Here is a 17,502-nt window from a genome sequence, read left to right on the forward strand (position 1 = left end):
CCCCAGAATCATGATCTGGCGCATTGTCTGCGTCCGGTGCTCGTGTGATCATCCCCGTTAGCATGCTGATTGGCCAATAAGGAGCTTGGTAATGGCGGGTGAAAGAGGGCAGTTATCGAATGATGTAAACGCCTGTGTTGATGAGGTGATTCGTCGGGTTGGCAAGGACATCACGCTCGGGTTGCCGCTCGGACTGGGGAAGCCGGTCCGGTTTGTGAACGCACTTTACCAGCGGGCCAAGGACGATCCGGAGATTCGCCTGCACATTGTCACGGCACTGTCGCTGTTGGCGCCAAAAGGCGGATCCTCGCTGGAGCAACGATTCATGGAGCCGTTTGTCGAGCGGCTGTACGGGCGAATCCCTGAGTTGGCCTATGCCCGGGATGTATCGGCCAATCGCCTCCCACAGAATGTCCAGGTCTCCGAATTCTTCTTCAAGGCCGGGAGTTACCTGAACAATCGCTCCCAGCAGCGACATTACGTTTGCACCAACTACACCCATGCCGTTCGCGACCTCATGGCTGTGGGCGTCAATGTCGTCGCCCAGATGGTGGCACCGGGCGAGGCCCATGGGCAGCCGGGGCAAGTCAGTCTGAGTTGTAACCCGGATCTGACCCTGGACCTGATTCCGCTGCTTCGGGAGCGGGAAGCGGCGGGAACACCAGTTGCCCTGGTGGCCGAGATGAATCAGAACCTTCCCTGGTTCGGGCACCACGCAGCCATCGAGGCCGACCGGTTCGATGTTGTGCTCGATCACCCCGCCAGTGATTACCCGCTTTTCTCTGCACCTCAGATGTCAGTCAGCCCGGAAGATCACATGATCGGGTTCTACGCCAGCACCCTGCTGAAAGACGGTGGCACGCTTCAGGTTGGAATTGGGTCCCTGGGTGCTGCGCTGGTCCATAGCGCCATACTTCGGCACAGTCACAACGATGCCTGGCGGAAGGTGTTTGATCACCTCAAGGTTGATCAGAATTTTCCTGTGGTTGCCGAGTATGGCGGAACCGGCCCCTTCGAGCAGGGGCTTTATGGTTGCAGTGAGATGATGGTCGATGGCTTCCTGTATCTGATGCAGGAAGGCATCCTCAGCCGCGAGGTCTATGATCATGCCGGTCTGCAGGCACTGATCAACCGGGGAGATATCACCAGTGATGTGTCTGTCGCTACCCTCGATGTCCTGCGTCGGGAAAAGCTGATCGATAGCCCGCTAAGGGCACGGGATGTGAATTGGCTGGTCCGGCATGGAATCTTCAGGCAGTCCGTCGAGTTCAAGGGCGGCCGGCTGAGGGTTGGTGATCAGTCCGTTGATGGCGACCTGGACAGTCCTGAAGCCCGGGAGGCCATTGAAACGCTGATTCTCGGGGACCGTCTCACCGGCGGTATTGCCATGCATGGCGGCTTCTACGTCGGGCCCGAGCGGTTCTACCAGTTCCTCAGGGAGCTGACCGACGAGCAGCGCGCGAAAATCTGCATGACCAGCGTGAACTTCATCAACCACCTGTACGATCACCGGTTTGGCGACCAGAAACTGAAAGCCGCTCAACGGGCCCATGGCCGCTTTATCAATTCGGCAATGATGTACACCCTGAATGGCGCCGGGGTATCGGATGGTCTTGATGATGGCCGGGTGGTCAGTGGCGTGGGCGGACAGTACAACTTCGTTGCCATGGCCCATGAGTTGCCCGGCGCCCGCTCCATTCTGTCGCTGCGCAGTACGCGCTCATCCCATGGCAAGGTGCTCTCCAACATTGTGTTCAACTATGGTCATTGCACTATTCCCCGCCATTTGCGGGATATTGTAATCACGGAATATGGCATTGCCGACCTGCGGGGACAGTCCGACGAGCAGGTCTTCCTGCGGTTGATCCGTATCGCTGATTCCAGATTCCAGCAGGAGCTTCTGAAGAAAGCCCAGAAGGCGGGCAAGGTGGATCCCGCCTTCAAGTTGCCTTCAGAGTGGTGTAACAACACTCCGGCAGCAATCCGACGTGCGGTCGCGGTGAGCGGAGACGCCGGTTTGTTCCCGCCATTCCCGTTTGGCAGGGACTTTACCGATGAGGAACTGACGTTGGGGAAAGCCCTTAAGGGGCTCAAGGCCGCAACCGCTACTCGCCGTGGTAAACTGTCGACGCTGTTACAGGCCCTTCGGGCGCGGGATGACGAAGATCGATACGGAGCCCTGCTTGAGCGCATGGGCCTGTCGAGTCCTTCAGGATTGCGGGCCAAGCTGGACCAGCGCCTGGTTATCCATGGCCTGCAGCAGCTCGAATCACCACCGGATACAGGAAACTCGAAAACCTGATGACAGCTTCACAAACAAGACCCGACGTTTTTACCGTTCACTATGTGCTGAAGAACAAGATCGGCGAGCTGGTTGATACTTCCGAGGGCAGTGAGCCTCTGCATTTTGTCTACGGCAGTCCCGAGATTATTGAAGGGATCCAGCAGGCGGTGAAGGACCGCAATGTGGGCGATTGCCTGGAAGTTACAGTGCCGCCGGCCATGGCATACGGCGAACACAAACCGGAGCTGGTGCGAAAGGTGCCGCGCTCATTGTTCGAAGGCATTGAGAACCTGCAGGTAGGTATGAAGTTCCAGACCAATACGGGCGATGAAGCGCAGGTTGTTCAGGTTGTCGGCATTGACGGTAATCTGGTCAGGGTAGATGCCAATCACCCGCTGGCGGGCTTTACCCTGTACTTTGATCTGGAGATTGTCGGGCGCCGTGAAGCGACGGAAGATGAGGTAGCTCAGGGCCGTCCTCTGTTCTGAGGCGTTCTTTTGTCCGCTGGTCCAGCTCGCCCCGATGAATGCGAGTGAGGCCGTCGAGCACGGTGTCCCTGAGTCTGGCAGCGATCTCGCCGGTCGGGGTTTCAGCGGAGGCAATTACGGGCGTGTGGAAGATAACGTCGACCCGGGCAGAGGGTTGCCTGAGCATTCGCAGCAGGTGGCTGTGGAACTCGTCATCCCCAATGAACGGTGCGAGATGGTCTGGTCGCCCCGCTCTCCGATAACCAATGGTAACTGGCTGAATCGGCGTGTTGCTTTCCGGTGCCGCCTTCAGAAGCAGGCCGTGGAAAGGCAGTACGGTCAGCCCGGCACTGGTTGTGCCTTCCGGGTAAACCAGGACATTTTCTCCCGATTGCAGGTTCTCGATTATCTGGTCGCGGACGCGGCGGGCCTGGCCGCCCCCGCGCCGAATGAACAGCGTGCCTGCCTGACGTGCCAGCCAGCCAATGACCGGCCACCGACCGACTTCTGCCTTTGACAGGAACCGGATCGGCGCCAGGCTTCCCAGAATCGGGATATCTGACCAACTGATGTGGTTACTGACAAACAGAACTGTGCTATCTGCGGGGGCGCCGTGCTGGTGTATATCCAGTCCCAGGCACCGGCAGGCCCACCGGAAGCAGAATCGGGCCCAGGGTGTCCGATCAATGGCTTTGCGGGTAACCACTTCAGTGATCCGCAAACCGGCGGCCAGCATCGTGGTGGCTGCCAGAAAAGCCATAAAGGCGGTGACGCGAACGCCAAGTCTCAGCCAGCTCATCCCCGACCTCCCGGGTTTCAGGACGCAGTGCGCATGAAGTGTCGGCTGTAGCGGCCAGCCAGTTTGCTGACTTCCAGCAGAACCAGCAAATCTGCACAGCGGAAATCCGGGTCCCAGCATGGCTCACCGCAGACCCGTGCGCCGAGGCGCATATACGCGCGGATAAGAGCGGGCACATCGACCGGGCGATCGTTGTCCCGCGTGTGGGTCAGGTGCGGCATTTCCCGGAGCGGCTTGACCAGAAAGGCCGGCTCCGCCAGATACTCGTTCTGGAGGTGGCGGGCAATACGCCAGGCCTTCAGGCCACCGTCAGACATACTTATGCTGGCGCAGCCGATCATGTAGTCCACACCCCGTTCAATCAGGTATTCCGCAACCGCAGACCAGAGCAGGCTGATGGTGGCGCCGTTGCGGTAGTCCGGATGGACGCAGGTGCGTCCCAGTTCGGCGATGGTCCCGGGCAGTTTTTCCAGGGCTTGCAGGTCGAACTCGCCAGCCGAATAGAAGCCGCCAACTGAGTTTGTGTTGGCCTGATGAAGAATGCGGGTCGTTGCAACCAGTTCGCCGGAATCCAGGTCGGTCACAATCAGGTGGTCACACACGGTGTCGAACTCGTCGGCGTCGATACCCGGCGTCTGCGCACCCAGGTCACTTCCATACTCTTCCGAGAATACCCGATAACGCAGTCGCTGCGCGGCTTCTACCCGTTCCGGGCACCGGGTCATGTCGGTTTTCAGGCGGCGGGCACTACGGCGGGCTTTCGCGGTTTGTGTGGTCATGGCGTGGTCTCTTTTGTTTCCATTTCCCGACAAGCCTATGAAGCCGGTGTGACACATCGGTGACCAGAAGGTGACGTGTCCGTGACATTCAGGGGTGAAAAGACTGCCACGGGACCTGTGTCACAGGGTGTAACGAAGCAGCGGTTCCATGTATATTTCTGAATAGCATGTATAATTGCTGTTACAGCAGGTTGCCTGTATTGTCAGGTACACAGAATGACCTGAAACCGGAATAACAAAACCAGAGATGGATGGCGTGGAACAGACAAACGAAAGTTGGCGAATTCTGATTGTCGAAGACGACGAGCGGTTGGCTGAGTTAACCCGTGAGTATCTTGAAACCAACGGGTTGACCGTCTCCCTGGAAACTCACGGTGGTCCTGCGGTAGAGCGGATCCGGAACGAGCAGCCGGATCTGGTGGTGCTGGATCTGATGTTGCCGGGGGAAGACGGTCTATCCATCTGCCGTCGGGTGCGTCCCTTTTATTCCGGCCCGATCATCATGTTGACAGCCCGCACCGATGACCTGGACCAGGTTCTTGGTCTTGAGATGGGGGCAGACGACTACATCGGCAAACCGGTCAAACCCAGGGTGCTGCTTGCCCGGATCCGCGCCATGTTGCGCCGGGTCACCGAGACGAGCCAGGGTTCTGCTGACGAATCCGGTGGCGAGGAGCCGGTGCGTCTTCAGTTCAACGATCTGGTTGTTGACCGTTCCATGCGCGAAGCCTGGTTGAATGATGAGAGCATTGACCTGACCAGTGCCGAGTTTGATCTCCTGTGGCTACTGGCAAGTAACGCAGGCCGCGTTCTCAGTCGTGAAGAAATTTTTACCGCTCTGCGCGGTATTGAGTACGACGGTCAGGACCGGTCTATTGATGTCAGGGTGTCCCGGATTCGCCCCAAGATCGGTGATGACCCCATCCATCCAAGGCGCATTAAGACCGTTCGCAGTAAAGGCTACCTGTTTGTAAAGGAAGCCTGACGATTCAGTCTCTGGAGCCGGTGCGCCACCCGCAGGCACACCGGTATTCCATGCCAGGGTTGGTATCATGCCCCTGAAGTTCTTCCTCAAGCTTTATGTCCGCCTCGCCGGCCTGACCGCGCTGGTTGTCCTGATATGCGTCGTCCTGTTTGCCGGAATCAATGCCGTGCGTTCTCAGTTCTGGCACGAGCGCTTTCCCGAGCCACTGATGCGCTGGCTGGCCGCAGCGCCTGCGCCAGCGGAGCAGTATCACTGGTTGAGCTCAACCGTTGATCTCCGCGTTGGTGCTGCTTCCCAGTTCGACCTTTCTCCGGTTGCCCTGGAACGGCTGGGATACGGCCAGGTGGTTGGAATCGAGAGTGGCGTGGGGTACCGGGTCCTGGTATCAGGACTTTCCGGAGAAATGCTGCAGCTGCGTCTGAGTGAGCCCTACCGGGATGTGTCAGAAACCATCGGGTTGATATTCAGGTGGCACCTTGATTCAGCTTCGACGGAAGATCGCCAGAATGTCGCTTCGCAAATGGCACGGTCCCTCCAGGTTGAGATTCATCCGCTTAATGATGCCGCCCTGCTGCCGGATTCTGATGTTCTGGATCAGGTTGCCGAGCGGGGCCTGGCCTTCTACACCAACGAATCAGACGGTTGTGGCCGCGTAATCGTGCAGCTTTCCGATGGCGAACTGTTCCGGATTGATATGCCGGCTTCTTTCAATGCCTGGGCCTGGCCGGTTGTTCTGCTGCTGGTGCTGGTATTGGGCGGCGTGTTGGCTGTTGCCCTGTTTCTTGCGCTCCGGGAGGTCGACAACAACCTCAGAACGGTTGAGTCGGTAGCGGTCCGTATCGCCCGTGGCGAGATGAGTGCCCGGGTCCAGGCCGGCGAAGGGACGCTGGTTTCCCGTTTGGCCTCATCCTTCAATGGAATGGCTGAACACATCCAGCGATTGGTGCAGGTGCAACGGGAAATGATTCATGCCGTCTCCCATGAATTGCGCACCCCCGTTGCCCGGATCCGGTTTGGTGTCCAGATGATCGAGGACTGCCAGGATGAAGCCGGACTTCAGAAGCAGCTGGACGGCATTGATGGCGATATTCAGGAACTGGACGAACTGATCGACGAGATTCTTACCTACGCCCGGCTGGAGCAGGGTGGCCCGGTGTTTTCCCTGCAGGAAACGTCGGTGACGGACATTGTCCGCCAGGTGGTTTCCGAGCAACAGATGGTTCGGTCTGAACTGAGTATTGAAGGAAATATTGATGAGGTCTCCGAACGTTGGGCGTTGTCGGATGTGGAACCCCGATACCTTCATCGGGCGATTCAGAACCTGGTTGGCAATGCCGGCCGCTACGCGGCCGGCAAAGTGCTGGTGAGTTGTCATTTTGACGAGGATAACTGCCGCATTGACGTTGAGGATGATGGCCCGGGCATTCCAGAAGACGACTGGGAGAAAGTGTTTACCGCGTTTGCCCGTCTCGACGACAGTCGCACCCGAACCTCCGGCGGCTATGGTCTCGGTTTGTCTATCGTCCGCCGGATTCTGTACTGGCATGGTGGCCATGCCTTTGTCAGCAAGAGCGACATGCTTGGAGGCGCAAAATTCAGTCTGGTCTGGCCGAGGAAAAAGCCGGTGGACTCCGTTGTGTGAAACAGGCCTCATCACCTCACCTGATGTAACAAAGGGGCTACACAAGCACTACGGAAGTTTTTTACGGCCCGGTCAATAATGCAAAGCGTAAGGGATGACTTTTGAGGTTGTAGTTCTTACGAACTTTCCTTGTTTCATTCGTCATTTGAGGGCCGGTTTTCCGGCCCTTTTTTTATGCCTGCTTCCAAATTCCGGATCGATCACTCTTTCCCGGCTTCTCTGCTGTTAGAATTTCAGGAAACAACAGGAGGCCGTTCATGACCCGTTATCTGCTCGCCATTGATCAGGGCACAACCAGTTCCCGCGCTATTGTTTTCGACCACACGGGGAACAGCGTCGCCACTGATCAGCAAGAGTTCCACCAGTATTTCCCGAAAGACGGCTGGGTAGAACATGATGCCCGTGAAATCTGGGACAGCACCCTGGCGGTGTGCCGGGGCGCTCTCGACAAGGCCGGAGTGGAGGCAGGAGACCTGGCCGGCATTGGTATCACCAATCAGCGGGAAACGACCGTGATCTGGGATCGGGCGACTGGTGAGCCTGTCTACCATGCCATTGTCTGGCAGGACCGCCGTACCGCGTCCTGGTGTACCAAGCTGAAATCCGACGGGCATGAAGACACAGTTGTTGAGCGCACCGGCCTGCTCATCGATCCTTATTTTTCTGCGACAAAGATCGCCTGGATTCTGGACAACGTAGACGGCGCCCGCAGCCGGGCCGAAGCCGGTGAGCTGGCTTTTGGGACGGTGGACAGCTGGTTGCTGTGGAACCTTACCGGCGGCAAATCTCACTGCACGGACGCCACCAATGCGTCAAGAACGGCGCTTTTCAACATACATGAGCAGGATTGGGATGACGAGCTTCTGACCCTGTTCCGTGTTCCTCGGGCGCTGTTGCCTGAGGTCCTGGACAGTGCCGCAGATTACGGCACCTCCGAAGCCCGGTGGTTGGGCAGTGCCGTCATGATTGCCGGAATTGCCGGCGATCAGCATGCCGCCCTGGTGGGCCAGGCCTGTTTCCGTCCGGGCATGGCAAAGAGTACCTATGGCACGGGCTGTTTTCTTATGCTCAACACTGGCGATCAGGCAGTTCGGTCAGAGAACCGGTTGTTGACGACCATGGCCTATCGCCTCAATGGCAAACCGTGTTACGCAGTGGAGGGCAGTATTTTTGTTGCCGGCGCGGCCATGCAGTGGTTGCGGGACGGGCTTAAGCTGATTGCCCATGCCAACGAGTCCGCGGCCCACGCTGAGGCAGTGGGTGTTGATAATCCGGTGTATCTGGTGCCAGCGTTTACCGGTCTGGGCGCGCCTCACTGGGACCCCCATGCTCGCGGTGCCATTATGGGCCTGACCCGGGACACGGGAATTGGTGAAATCGTGACCGCCGGCCTGCAATCGGTCTGCTATCAGACCAAGGACCTGGTGCGCGCGATACAGAACGACGGTGCCCGGCTTGAGTCCCTGAGAGTGGATGGCGGTATGGTGGTGAACGACTGGGTCATGCAGTTCCTGGCCGACATTCTGAATGTCACCGTGGACCGGCCCCGGGTCACAGAAACGACGGCCCTCGGCGCGGCGTATCTTGCCGGGCTTCAGACAGGTGTTTTCGAGAGTCTTGAGCAGATCTCCGGGCTGTGGGAGTGTGAGCGCCAGTTTCACCCGGAAATGCGTCCGGCTCTGCGGGAGTCTCTCTACGCCGGCTGGCTGGATGCCGTTGAGCGGGTGTGCAACAACTAGCTGTCGGGATCAGGCGGTGCGCTCGAAGGCGATCAGGTGATCCGCCTCTACCCGCACCGGAACGTGTTCGCCGAGGTTAAAGTCCAGGTGACTCCGGAAGAGGGCTTCGAACTCCGTGTCTTCTGAGCACCGAAAGCGGTACAGGGTTGAGGTGCCGGCAAACGTCTTTTCAACGACTTTCGGCCGCAGGTCCGAGTTCGGGTCATGAACAATGTCATCCGGCCGGATCAGGACGTCTACAAGAGTGCCGGGCTCCCACCGGTAGGCCCGGTTGCCATGAATGACGCCCAGTTCGGATTCAATGATATCCGGCCCCAGAGCTGTGCCGGGGACGAAGCCTCCCTGGCCCACAAAGCTGGCGACGAAACGGTTTGCCGGCTCATGGTACAGATTGTAGGGCACGTCCCACTGCTGGATCCTGCCGTCTCGTAACACGGCGACCTGATCACACATGGCAAACGCTTCCTGCTGGTCGTGGGTCACAAGGATAGCGCTGATGCCCAGAGTCTTGAGGATCTCGCGAACGTCCAGGCTCAGGCGGCGGCGCAGGTCGGCGTCCAGGTTGGAAAATGGCTCATCCAGCAGGATCAGTGTGGGTTCCGGCGCCAGGGCGCGAGCCAGGGCAACTCGCTGCTGCTGACCGCCGGAAAGTTCATGGGGATAGGCGTCAGCCAGGTCCTGCAGGTGGACGACATTAAGCAGTTCCATGACTTTCTGACGCTTTTCCGTCTTGTTCAGATTACGCAGGCCAAACCCGACGTTGTCGGCGATGGTCAGGTGCGGAAACAGGGCGTAGTCCTGAAATACCATGCCGATCCGGCGCTTCTCGGGGGGCAGCGTGCGCCCGGGCAGACTAATGGCCTGGGACTGGAGGCGGATCTCACCACCGCTCAGCGGGAGGAACCCTGCCAGGGCGCGCAGAATGGTGCTTTTGCCGCAGCCGCTTGGGCCAAGCAGGCAGCCGATGTCGCCGTGGCTCAACGCAAAATTGACATCCTTGACCACGGAATCCCCGCCGTAGCCGCAGGACAGGTTGTTGACCTCAAGCAGCCAGTCTGCCGGAGATTGCGTGGTTGTGGTCATGAAGTCAGTCCAGACGGTTCAGGATAAGAAACTCAAGCAGGGCTTTCTGTGCGTGCAGGCGGTTCTCTGCCTCGTGCCAGACCACGGAAGCGGGATGCTCCATCATGTCTGCCGAGATTTCCTCGCCCCGGTGTGCAGGCAGGCAGTGCATGAACAGTGCATCCTTGTCGGCGACAGCCAGCAGTTCCGGGTTGATCTGGTAACCACTGAACGCTTTTTCCCGGGCTTTCTGTTCATCTTCCTGGCCCATGGAGGCCCATACATCGGTTACCAGAAGCTGGGCGTTGCGGGCCGCCTCGGCCGGATCCCGGAACACGTTGACCCGGTCTCCGTGGGCCTTGAGCAATGACTCGGCTGGTTCGTAGCCTTCGGGGCAGGCAATGTTCAGGTTAAAATCAAACTGCGCGGCGGCATTGATGTAGGAATGACACATATTGTTGCCGTCGCCGATCCAGGCCACGGTGGCGCCACGAATGCTGCCGCGGTGTTCGCGGTAGGTCTGCATGTCGGCCAGCAGCTGGCAGGGATGAAAGTCATCGGTCAGGGCATTGATCACAGGCACACGGGAGGCGGCGGCGAAGCGCTCCACCGTCTCATGGGCGAAGGTGCGAATCATCACCGCATCGACCATGCTGGAGATCACGATGGCAGAGTCCTCAATGGGCTCGCCCCGGCCTAGTTGGGTATCCCGGGGTGACAGGAACATGGCGGATCCCCCGAGCTGGGCCATGCCGGCTTCAAAGGAAACCCGGGTGCGCGTGGACGACTTCTCGAAGATCATCGCCAGCACACGATTTTTCAGGGAGTCCCGAACCTTGCCTTGCCGCCATTCGTTGCGCAATGCAGTGGCGTGATCAACCAGGCTTTCCAGCTCGGTGGTCGTCATGTCATTCAATGTCAGAAAATGTCTTGCCGCCATGAAATGGCCCTTATCTCAACGAACCCCGCGGCTGGCGGGATTGCCTGAACGTTGGCTGAAAAAATGGGGGATCAAGTCTAGCCCTTCGGGGCAGGTATGACAACGCCGTAACCTGGCTGGAACCGCTGTCGTTGCGCAAGGTCAAATCACGGTGTTTGGTGAGGGGTTCGGCACCCGTGTACAATAGCGGCAAGAAAATTGCCATGTGGCAAGACTGTTCCAACAGAGGTGAATGTTCATGGACATCAATGAAACCATTAAAAGCCAGCTCGACGAGAACCCGATCATTCTGTACATGAAGGGTAGTCCCCAGGCGCCACAGTGTGGCTTCTCCGCCAAGACCGTGCAGGCTCTGATGGCCTGTGGCGAGCGCTTTGCTTTTGTGAACATCCTGGACAACCAGGAGCTTCGCGAGGCCCTGAAGGTTTACTCCAGCTGGCCGACCTATCCGCAGCTCTACATTAATGGTGAGCTTGTGGGCGGTTGTGACATTATTCTGGAAATGTCCGAGAGTGGTGAGCTGGCCAAGCTGGTCAAAGAAGCGGCGAAGCAAGCGGAAGCCTGATACCGTTGTCCGGTCAGAGCCGCTTCGGGGTGAACAGCAGTTCGACCTCGAAGCGGTTCTGGCTAGCATTACTTTCCGGCGGTTGCGGGTAAGGGCTCGCTGCAAGGGCAGCCCGGTAAGCCGCTTCGTCAATCCTCTCAATGCCTGTCGATTTCAGCACTCTCGCACGAGTGAGGGCGCCATTCCCGAGCAGTTGCAGTTCCACTTCCATGGTGACCGTTTCGGTCAGCTCCCTCATGGCCGGTATTTTCAGATCTTCCAGGCGCCTTGCCAGGTGGACCGCCAGCTTGACCACGTAAGGGTCCATTTCGGCTGGCGACTCGGTGATTCGGGTGATGCTCTGTTCCACATCTTCCGGGTCTTGCTCAGGCTTCTTTCCCTGGCGGGCAGGGGTACTTGTTTGCGTTGGCTCAGTGCTCGGCGACGTGTTGGCCGGCGATTGAGAAGGGGGCGGAGTTTCCGGTGCGCGGGTGGTAACGACTTCGGGTTTCGACGGGGTTGCCGGAGTCACCGGGTCCAGTTCAAAGGGCGGAATCGGAGTGGACTCTTGGCCGGGGTTCCCGGTAGCGCTCGCGACGGTTTCCCGGGCGCCTGGTGAAACCAGCTCAAAACGCACACTCTCCCTGTGAGCTTCCGCCTGTTCTTCCAGTGGCGTTGGTACGCCCGAGAGAATGAGAGTGTGAATGAATAGAGCCAGGGATAGTGAAAGCCCTAGCCGGTAGGTGGCCGGCAGGGCATTGATACCGCTTTTGTCGGGCATTGGTGTCAGGCGGTTTTGCTCCGCAGGGTGCCAACCACCGCATCCAGAGCCCTATCGATCAGTGCGCCTTGCTCAAGAAGGGTCAGCCTGCCCCGACGCATTTCATGGGCCAGTTCGATCCGGGTTTTTTCGATGACCTTCAGGCCCATACGGTTCACAAAGACAAAGCAGTCAGCTTCCTCAATGATGGCGGACAGCTTGCAACGGAAGTTGGCGCCGTTGACAAGACGGAACTCGACCCAGTTTCCGATCTCGATGCCGTCAATCTGGGCAACGTACTCGGAGATCGCAGCCTCTTCCAGTTCTTGCTGGCGCTCAACGGCGGTCTGGTGAACGGTGGCAATTTCCTCTTCTTCCGGTTCTTCGGGCGAATCCTGGAGCGCCTCAATTGCAGCGTTGGTTCGGAATGCCTCGGCCAGTTGGTGCTTGAGCTGACCCATCATCTCATCCAGTCGGGACGAGTTATAGGAGACTTCTTCCAGCCCCGAGCGCAGTGCCTTGAGAAGCCCAGGTACCACGCGGACCCACTGATCTCTTTCGTCGTCTTCCTGATGGGGGTGCAGGCACCAGATCAGGTCATCGACAACCTTGACGGTGGCGTTCCAGCGATGCTCTACATCGTCCCTCAGGTAGGCCAGGAACATCACACGGCTCCAGCCATTCATCAGAATGTCGTGGATTGATTCCGGCAGCTTGTAACGGGAGACCTTCTGTTTGAGCAGGTTGTCCACCGTTTGCTGGGCGGTCTGGGATTTGATCCGACCCCGCTCCGATTCCCGGGTTCTCTGCTCCACTAATGAGGCCTTGCGGTTCTCCCGTTCGAGGAATTGTTCAAATTCCTGATTCAGGGTTTCAAACAGGGAAACGTCGCCGTCAAATTCGTTGAGAATTCTCTGCACAATGTTATGAATCTGTCCGTAGAGTTTGTCCTTGGTCTTCTCATCGCTGCTGCTCCAGCCGATGCCTGCCCGTGCCAGGGAGTTCAGAAGACGTCTGGCAGGGTGGGTTGCCTGGCTGAAGAAGCTTTTGTCCCGGATGACCACTTTGAGGATCGGAATCTGCAGACGGCTGATCAGAACCTGGACCGGAGCGGACAGGTTGTAATCGTCAAGAATGAACTCGAACAGCATGGAGACCAGGTTGATCAGGTCTTCATCAACCTCATTCAGCGCCGGCTTTCGGCCGTCCCCGGTATCTGCCTGGGCGAGAACCTGCTGCACCAGTTGTCGGAGATCGACGCTGATGGGTTCCCCATCGCTCAGGTTGTGCTGATCCTGTCGGGCTCCTGACAATGGTAACGAATTCAGAAGGCTGGCCAGTTCCGAGTCGCCCACAACCCGTACGTTGGGATCGGAGGCGCGGGGTGGCATGCCTGCATTTGCGCGCTGGAGCGCCAGCATTTGTCTGATCTGTTCAAAAACCGCACTGCTGGTGCCAGACTCTCCCGCTCTCTCGGCTGCCACGGAATCGGAAGTTTTGGCTTCTCCCTGTTCGGTGCCTGCAGACTGAGCTTTTGAGGTGTCGTGCTGCTGTCCCGCTTTGCCATGATACCTGAAGTTCGGAATGATGCCGGCCTGGATCAGTATGCGGTTGGCTTCGTCCAGGAGCATTCCGAGGTTGGAGACAACGTAGCGGTCGAATTGCTTTAGCAGAATCAGGCGTTCCCGGATCTGGATTTCCAGTGCCTGTATGGCCTCGGTGAAAGCGCTGCATAGATGTTCCGGCGCCATGGGGTTAACCGGCGATTCGTCGGTGGCTTCCGGGTACACCTGGCTGAAGCGGGTCTGGAGCTGGAGCAATGGGCCCTGGAAGTGCGCTTTTGCCTTGGTGATCATGGCGTTGAGGGCAACCTGTTCCTCAAGGTCGTCGTTGCCGACCAGGGCCAGGGTGTCTGCGCTGGCCTGCTTGCTCAGGTTTTCTTCCTGAAGCGGGCCTGTGTGAGGAGGGTTGGCGAAATACTGGGCGACCGTATTCTGGAAGTGCCGCTCTACACCCTTGCGTTTGATGCGTATTTCACGCATCGCTTCGAAATACCGGTTCTGTTCATTGTTGCTGCGGGCGTTATTGGCCAGCTCGAACAGTGAATCATCAACGGCGTCGAAGGCGCCCTGCAGCAAATCACCGAGTCCGGCGACGACGGTGTCCCGGATGCGGGTGACCTCCGCAGGAACCGGTCTGTTACTTCCGGCTTCCCTGTGCTCGCGGAGGTAATGTATGCCGGACTGCTTGTTCATGGCAGACTCCTGTTTACGCCTCAACCGGATACATGACCGAGCTTATGATCCTTTAATTCTCGTTATTGGTTAAATTTACCGCATTTTCGTTTAAGTTAACATGACCAAACGCTAACGTGGGAGCCAATTCAAAAAAACATAGGGTGCCGACAGGCACCCTCATGCAGATTGGTGAGTGACTGCAACTGGCACTTTCAGTTCACATAGACCGGACCTATGCCCATGCTCCAGATGACCACGCTGATGGCAAGCAGGGCCACAAACATCACCAGACCCACCGTCAGAACCGCCGACGCAAACATGAAACCCCGCTCCTCCGGTATTTTCATCAGGATGGGCAGACCTTCATAGAGCAGGTAGACCGCATAGGCAACGGCCACCAGTCCTGCCAGCATATTTACCCAGATGTTCGGGTAGGCGGCGATCACACCGATCAGGAAAATAGGCGTCGCCGTATAGGCGGCCAGGGCAACGCCTCTGGGGGTCCTTTCAACCGCGTCATAGGTGGCGGCAAAGAAATCAATGAATTTTCCCAGTACGAAAATGCCCGCCAGCATGGCCCCATAGAACAGCAGGGATAGCTGCAACGCGCTTGCCGCAGAAAGCTTTGTTATCTGGCCGTCACCAATCTGCCAGCCTACCTGGGTTGTTCCGACGAAACCCGCTACGGCGGGAATCAGTGCCAGCAAAAGGATGTGGCCAGCGTACAGTCTGGTAACAGATTCGGATTCCTTGCGAATTGCCTCCCACTCCTGGTCAGGATGAGCGAGCAGGCCAAACGTATGTGTCAGACTCATGGACGTATTCCTTGTGATTGTTTTTGTATCGCACGCCTCTTCAGTGTTGGTGGGAGATTGGTATGGGTCAAGCTTGAGGCTAAATTTTGATCTTCCAAGAATGGAAGGCGCTATAACGTAAGGGTCTATAGCGCCCGCAGGAGAGAAGTTTCAAGAATGGCTATTATTTGAGAGAAAGTGAGCGCTTCTTGCGTTTTTTGGGGTGTACGATGGCTGCTTTCACAACATTATCCTTGATTTGCAACACCTCTACCCGGTGCCCGTCCACCTTGAGGCAGACGTTGGTGTCCGGAATATTCTCCAGGGTTTCGGTGATCAGGCCGTTGAGTGTTTTGGGGCCGTCCGTCGGTAGCTTCCATCCCAGGGTCTTGTTGATTGTGCGGACTGCGGAGGTGCCATCGATAATAAAAGTGCCGTCATCCTGGGGAATAATGTCTGGGCTGGTGGCGGCGTAATCTGTTGTGAAGTCGCCGACGATTTCCTCAAGTATGTCCTCGAGGGTTGCCAGGCCCAGAACGTCGCCGTATTCATCGACAACCACGCCAAACCGGCGACGGCCCTTCTGGAAGTTGATCAGCTGGGTGTTCAGAGGTGTGCTTTCCGGAACGAAATAGGGCTCCTGGCAAAGCTGCATGATCATGGCTTTGTTGATCTCTTCCTGCTGGAGGAGTTTTGAGGCGCTCCGCAGGTGCAATATGCCCTGTATGTTATTGATGTCCCCTTTATAGACCGGAAGCCGAGTGTGCTGGCTGCTGCGTAGCTGGCGCAGGATGGTGTCGGTCTCGTCCTCCAGATCGATGCCTACCACCTCGTTGCGGGGCACCATGATGTCGTTCACCGTTACTTTTTCAAGGTCCAGGATGCTGACCAGCATGTCCTTGTGCTTGGCCGGAATCAGGGCGCCGGCCTCGTTTACCAGTGTTCGGAGCTCTTCGCGGCTGAGGTGATCGTTGGCCGCATCTGCGGCGGAAACGCCAAGCAGTTTCAGTATGCCGCCGGTGAACAGGTTCACGGCCCAGACAATCGGGTAAAGGATCTTCAGCAAAGGTCCGAGTATGTAACTGGCAGGAAAGGCAATTTTTTCGGGGAACAGCGCTGCCAGGGTTTTCGGGGTCACTTCTGCAAATATCAGGATGACAATGGTCAGCAGGATGGTGGCAATTGCGATGCCGGCATCGCCCCAGACGCGTATTGCAATGACTGTGGCGATGGAGGAGGCGAAAATGTTGACGAAGTTGTTGCCGATCAGGATAACGCCAATCAGCTGGTCGGTGCGTTGCAGCAAACCCTGGGCCCGCTTTGCACCTTTATGGCCAGTTTTGGCCATATGCTTGAGGCGATATCGGTTGAGGGACATCATCCCGGTTTCGGAGCTTGAAAAGAATCCGGAGAGCAGAATCAGTCCGACAAGGAGAATAAACAGCGCAGTAAGCGATGTTTCGTTCAAAAGAGGTGTCCTTATATTGCTGACAAGTAGCGAAAATAGGGTTTTGGTGAGTGTGGTGTCAAGAGATTATCGGCAGTCTTGTGCGTCAGCCGCCACGCTGGAAGATCAGCTCCAGCACAAACTTGCTGCCGTAGAATGCCAGCATCAGCAGTGCGCAGCCAGCCAGGGTCCATCGGCTTGCGGTGATGCCACGCCAGCCTTTTGTGTACCGGCCAATCAGAAGTGCTACGAACACCAGTAGGGAGAGGATCGAGAACAGGGTCTTGTGAGCGAGATTCTGGGCAAAAAGGTCTTCTATAAAGAGGGCACCCGTCACGATTGCCAGAATCAGCATCACGACGCCGGCCCAGACCATTTCGAAAAGCAGAGACTCCATGGTCTGCAGAGGTGGCAGATTCCGTACTAACAGGCTGTTGTAGTTGTGCTTCAGTTGGCGGTTCTGGAAATACAGAAGCACTGCCTGGATAGCCGCAAGGGTGAAGAGGCTGTAGGCTGTCACTGAAAGTGCGATGTGGGAGAGCATACCGTAGCTTTGCTCGGACACCAGTCTGGATGGTCCGTGGGTGACCAGGGCAAGGATAATGGTAAGGCCGGCCAGCGGATAGACGCCGAGAAACAGGCTTTGCACCGGCTTTTTGAGGTTCAGTCCCAGTAACAGGAACACGATCAGCCAGGAGATCAGTACCGAGCTTTTGAAAAAGCTGAAATCGAAACCGCCGTCATGGTGCACCGTCTGGCCGATGAGAAGGCCGTGGCTGGTCAGGGCGAGCACCCCGATAAGGGTGGTGATGGCAATGTTGCTCTGAACCCGGCCCCTGAAATGCAGGGCCTGCAGCGCGGTACCGACGCTGTATAGAAAAAGAGAGGTGACCGCGAGAATCAGCGTTCCCATGACTTCCTTATTAACCACTGTTCTGACTGGGGATCGGCGCTGCTTTCAGCCGATTTGACCGGGCTGGTCGTTTCAGGGCGATAGTCTGGTTATAATGTCGCGATTATGCA

15 protein-coding genes are annotated in these 17,502 nt (G+C 57.5%); 6 read left to right on the top strand and 9 right to left on the bottom strand.

Going from position 1 to position 17,502, the window contains the following annotated elements; all coding sequences use genetic code 11:
* Nucleotides 1-91 precede the first annotated feature (91 nt).
* Nucleotides 92-2,302 carry an acetyl-CoA hydrolase/transferase C-terminal domain-containing protein gene (locus ACESMK_RS11505; protein WP_372998490.1) on the top strand — a complete coding sequence of 737 codons (2,211 nt, stop codon included), beginning with the start codon at nt 92-94 and terminating at the stop codon, nt 2,300-2,302.
* Nucleotides 2,302-2,772: a peptidylprolyl isomerase gene (locus tag ACESMK_RS11510; RefSeq protein ID WP_372998493.1), complete on the top strand. Its 471-nt coding sequence runs from the start codon at nt 2,302-2,304 to the stop codon at nt 2,770-2,772. The genes ACESMK_RS11505 and ACESMK_RS11510 overlap by 1 nt, the downstream gene beginning before the upstream one ends.
* On the opposite strand, the gene ACESMK_RS11515 is transcribed toward ACESMK_RS11510, so the two are convergent.
* Together ACESMK_RS11515 and ACESMK_RS11520 are read right to left on the bottom strand one after the other, a co-directional pair.
* The gene (locus tag ACESMK_RS11515; RefSeq protein WP_372998496.1) at nt 2,690-3,550 is read right to left on the bottom strand and encodes a lysophospholipid acyltransferase family protein; all 861 of its coding nucleotides are present in this window, start codon (nt 3,548-3,550) and stop codon (nt 2,690-2,692) included. The two genes, ACESMK_RS11510 and ACESMK_RS11515, sit on opposite strands and share 83 nt — an antisense overlap.
* Before the next feature lie 17 nt (nt 3,551-3,567).
* The gene (locus ACESMK_RS11520; RefSeq protein WP_372998498.1) at nt 3,568-4,329 is read right to left on the bottom strand and encodes a GNAT family N-acetyltransferase; all 762 of its coding nucleotides are present in this window, start codon (nt 4,327-4,329) and stop codon (nt 3,568-3,570) included.
* A gap of 247 nt (nt 4,330-4,576) precedes the next feature.
* Here ACESMK_RS11520 and ACESMK_RS11525 point away from each other — a divergent pair, with 247 nt between their 5' ends.
* The 3 genes from ACESMK_RS11525 to glpK all read left to right on the top strand — a co-directional run bounded on the left by ACESMK_RS11525 (nt 4,577) and on the right by glpK (nt 8,695).
* Nucleotides 4,577-5,314 (top strand): response regulator, encoded by a 738-nt coding sequence (locus ACESMK_RS11525; RefSeq protein ID WP_372998500.1) that lies wholly within the window; start codon nt 4,577-4,579, stop codon nt 5,312-5,314.
* 67 nt (nt 5,315-5,381) lie between these two features.
* Nucleotides 5,382-6,956 (top strand): ATP-binding protein, encoded by a 1,575-nt coding sequence (locus tag ACESMK_RS11530; protein ID WP_372998503.1) that lies wholly within the window; start codon nt 5,382-5,384, stop codon nt 6,954-6,956.
* Between the two features lie 257 nt (nt 6,957-7,213).
* Complete coding sequence (gene glpK / locus ACESMK_RS11535) at nt 7,214-8,695, top strand: glycerol kinase GlpK (protein WP_372998506.1); 1,482 nt, start codon at nt 7,214-7,216, stop codon at nt 8,693-8,695.
* Nucleotides 8,696-8,704: 9 nt separating this feature from the next.
* On the opposite strand, the gene ACESMK_RS11540 is transcribed toward glpK, so the two are convergent.
* Together ACESMK_RS11540 and argF are read right to left on the bottom strand one after the other, a co-directional pair.
* A complete protein-coding gene (locus ACESMK_RS11540) occupies nt 8,705-9,778 on the bottom strand; it encodes an ABC transporter ATP-binding protein (RefSeq protein WP_372998509.1) in 1,074 nt (357 codons plus the stop codon).
* A 4-nt stretch (nt 9,779-9,782) separates the two neighbouring features.
* A complete protein-coding gene (gene argF / locus ACESMK_RS11545) occupies nt 9,783-10,697 on the bottom strand; it encodes an ornithine carbamoyltransferase (protein ID WP_372998512.1) in 915 nt (304 codons plus the stop codon).
* Nucleotides 10,698-10,935: 238 nt separating this feature from the next.
* Between argF and grxD the strand changes: the two genes are divergently transcribed.
* On the top strand, nt 10,936-11,262 hold the full coding sequence (grxD, locus tag ACESMK_RS11550) for a Grx4 family monothiol glutaredoxin (protein ID WP_372998515.1): 327 nt from the start codon (nt 10,936-10,938) through the stop codon (nt 11,260-11,262).
* Nucleotides 11,263-11,275: 13 nt separating this feature from the next.
* On the opposite strand, the gene ACESMK_RS11555 is transcribed toward grxD, so the two are convergent.
* From ACESMK_RS11555 to ACESMK_RS11575, 5 genes are all read right to left on the bottom strand, one after another.
* Nucleotides 11,276-12,022, bottom strand: a complete 747-nt coding sequence (locus tag ACESMK_RS11555) for a TonB family protein (protein ID WP_372998518.1) — start codon at nt 12,020-12,022, stop codon at nt 11,276-11,278.
* A 5-nt stretch (nt 12,023-12,027) separates the two neighbouring features.
* Nucleotides 12,028-14,256 (bottom strand): DUF1631 domain-containing protein, encoded by a 2,229-nt coding sequence (locus tag ACESMK_RS11560; protein ID WP_372998521.1) that lies wholly within the window; start codon nt 14,254-14,256, stop codon nt 12,028-12,030.
* A gap of 194 nt (nt 14,257-14,450) precedes the next feature.
* Nucleotides 14,451-15,053, bottom strand: a complete 603-nt coding sequence (locus ACESMK_RS11565) for a Yip1 family protein (protein ID WP_372998524.1) — start codon at nt 15,051-15,053, stop codon at nt 14,451-14,453.
* A gap of 163 nt (nt 15,054-15,216) precedes the next feature.
* On the bottom strand, nt 15,217-16,500 hold the full coding sequence (locus ACESMK_RS11570) for an HlyC/CorC family transporter (protein WP_372998527.1): 1,284 nt from the start codon (nt 16,498-16,500) through the stop codon (nt 15,217-15,219).
* 85 nt (nt 16,501-16,585) lie between these two features.
* Nucleotides 16,586-17,392 carry an inner membrane protein YpjD gene (locus ACESMK_RS11575; RefSeq protein WP_008176250.1) on the bottom strand — a complete coding sequence of 269 codons (807 nt, stop codon included), beginning with the start codon at nt 17,390-17,392 and terminating at the stop codon, nt 16,586-16,588.
* Between the last annotated feature and the right edge of the window lie 110 nt (nt 17,393-17,502).

The sequence above is a fragment of the Marinobacter sp. genome, from assembly GCF_041687235.1.
Taxonomy (GTDB): domain Bacteria; phylum Pseudomonadota; class Gammaproteobacteria; order Pseudomonadales; family Oleiphilaceae; genus Marinobacter.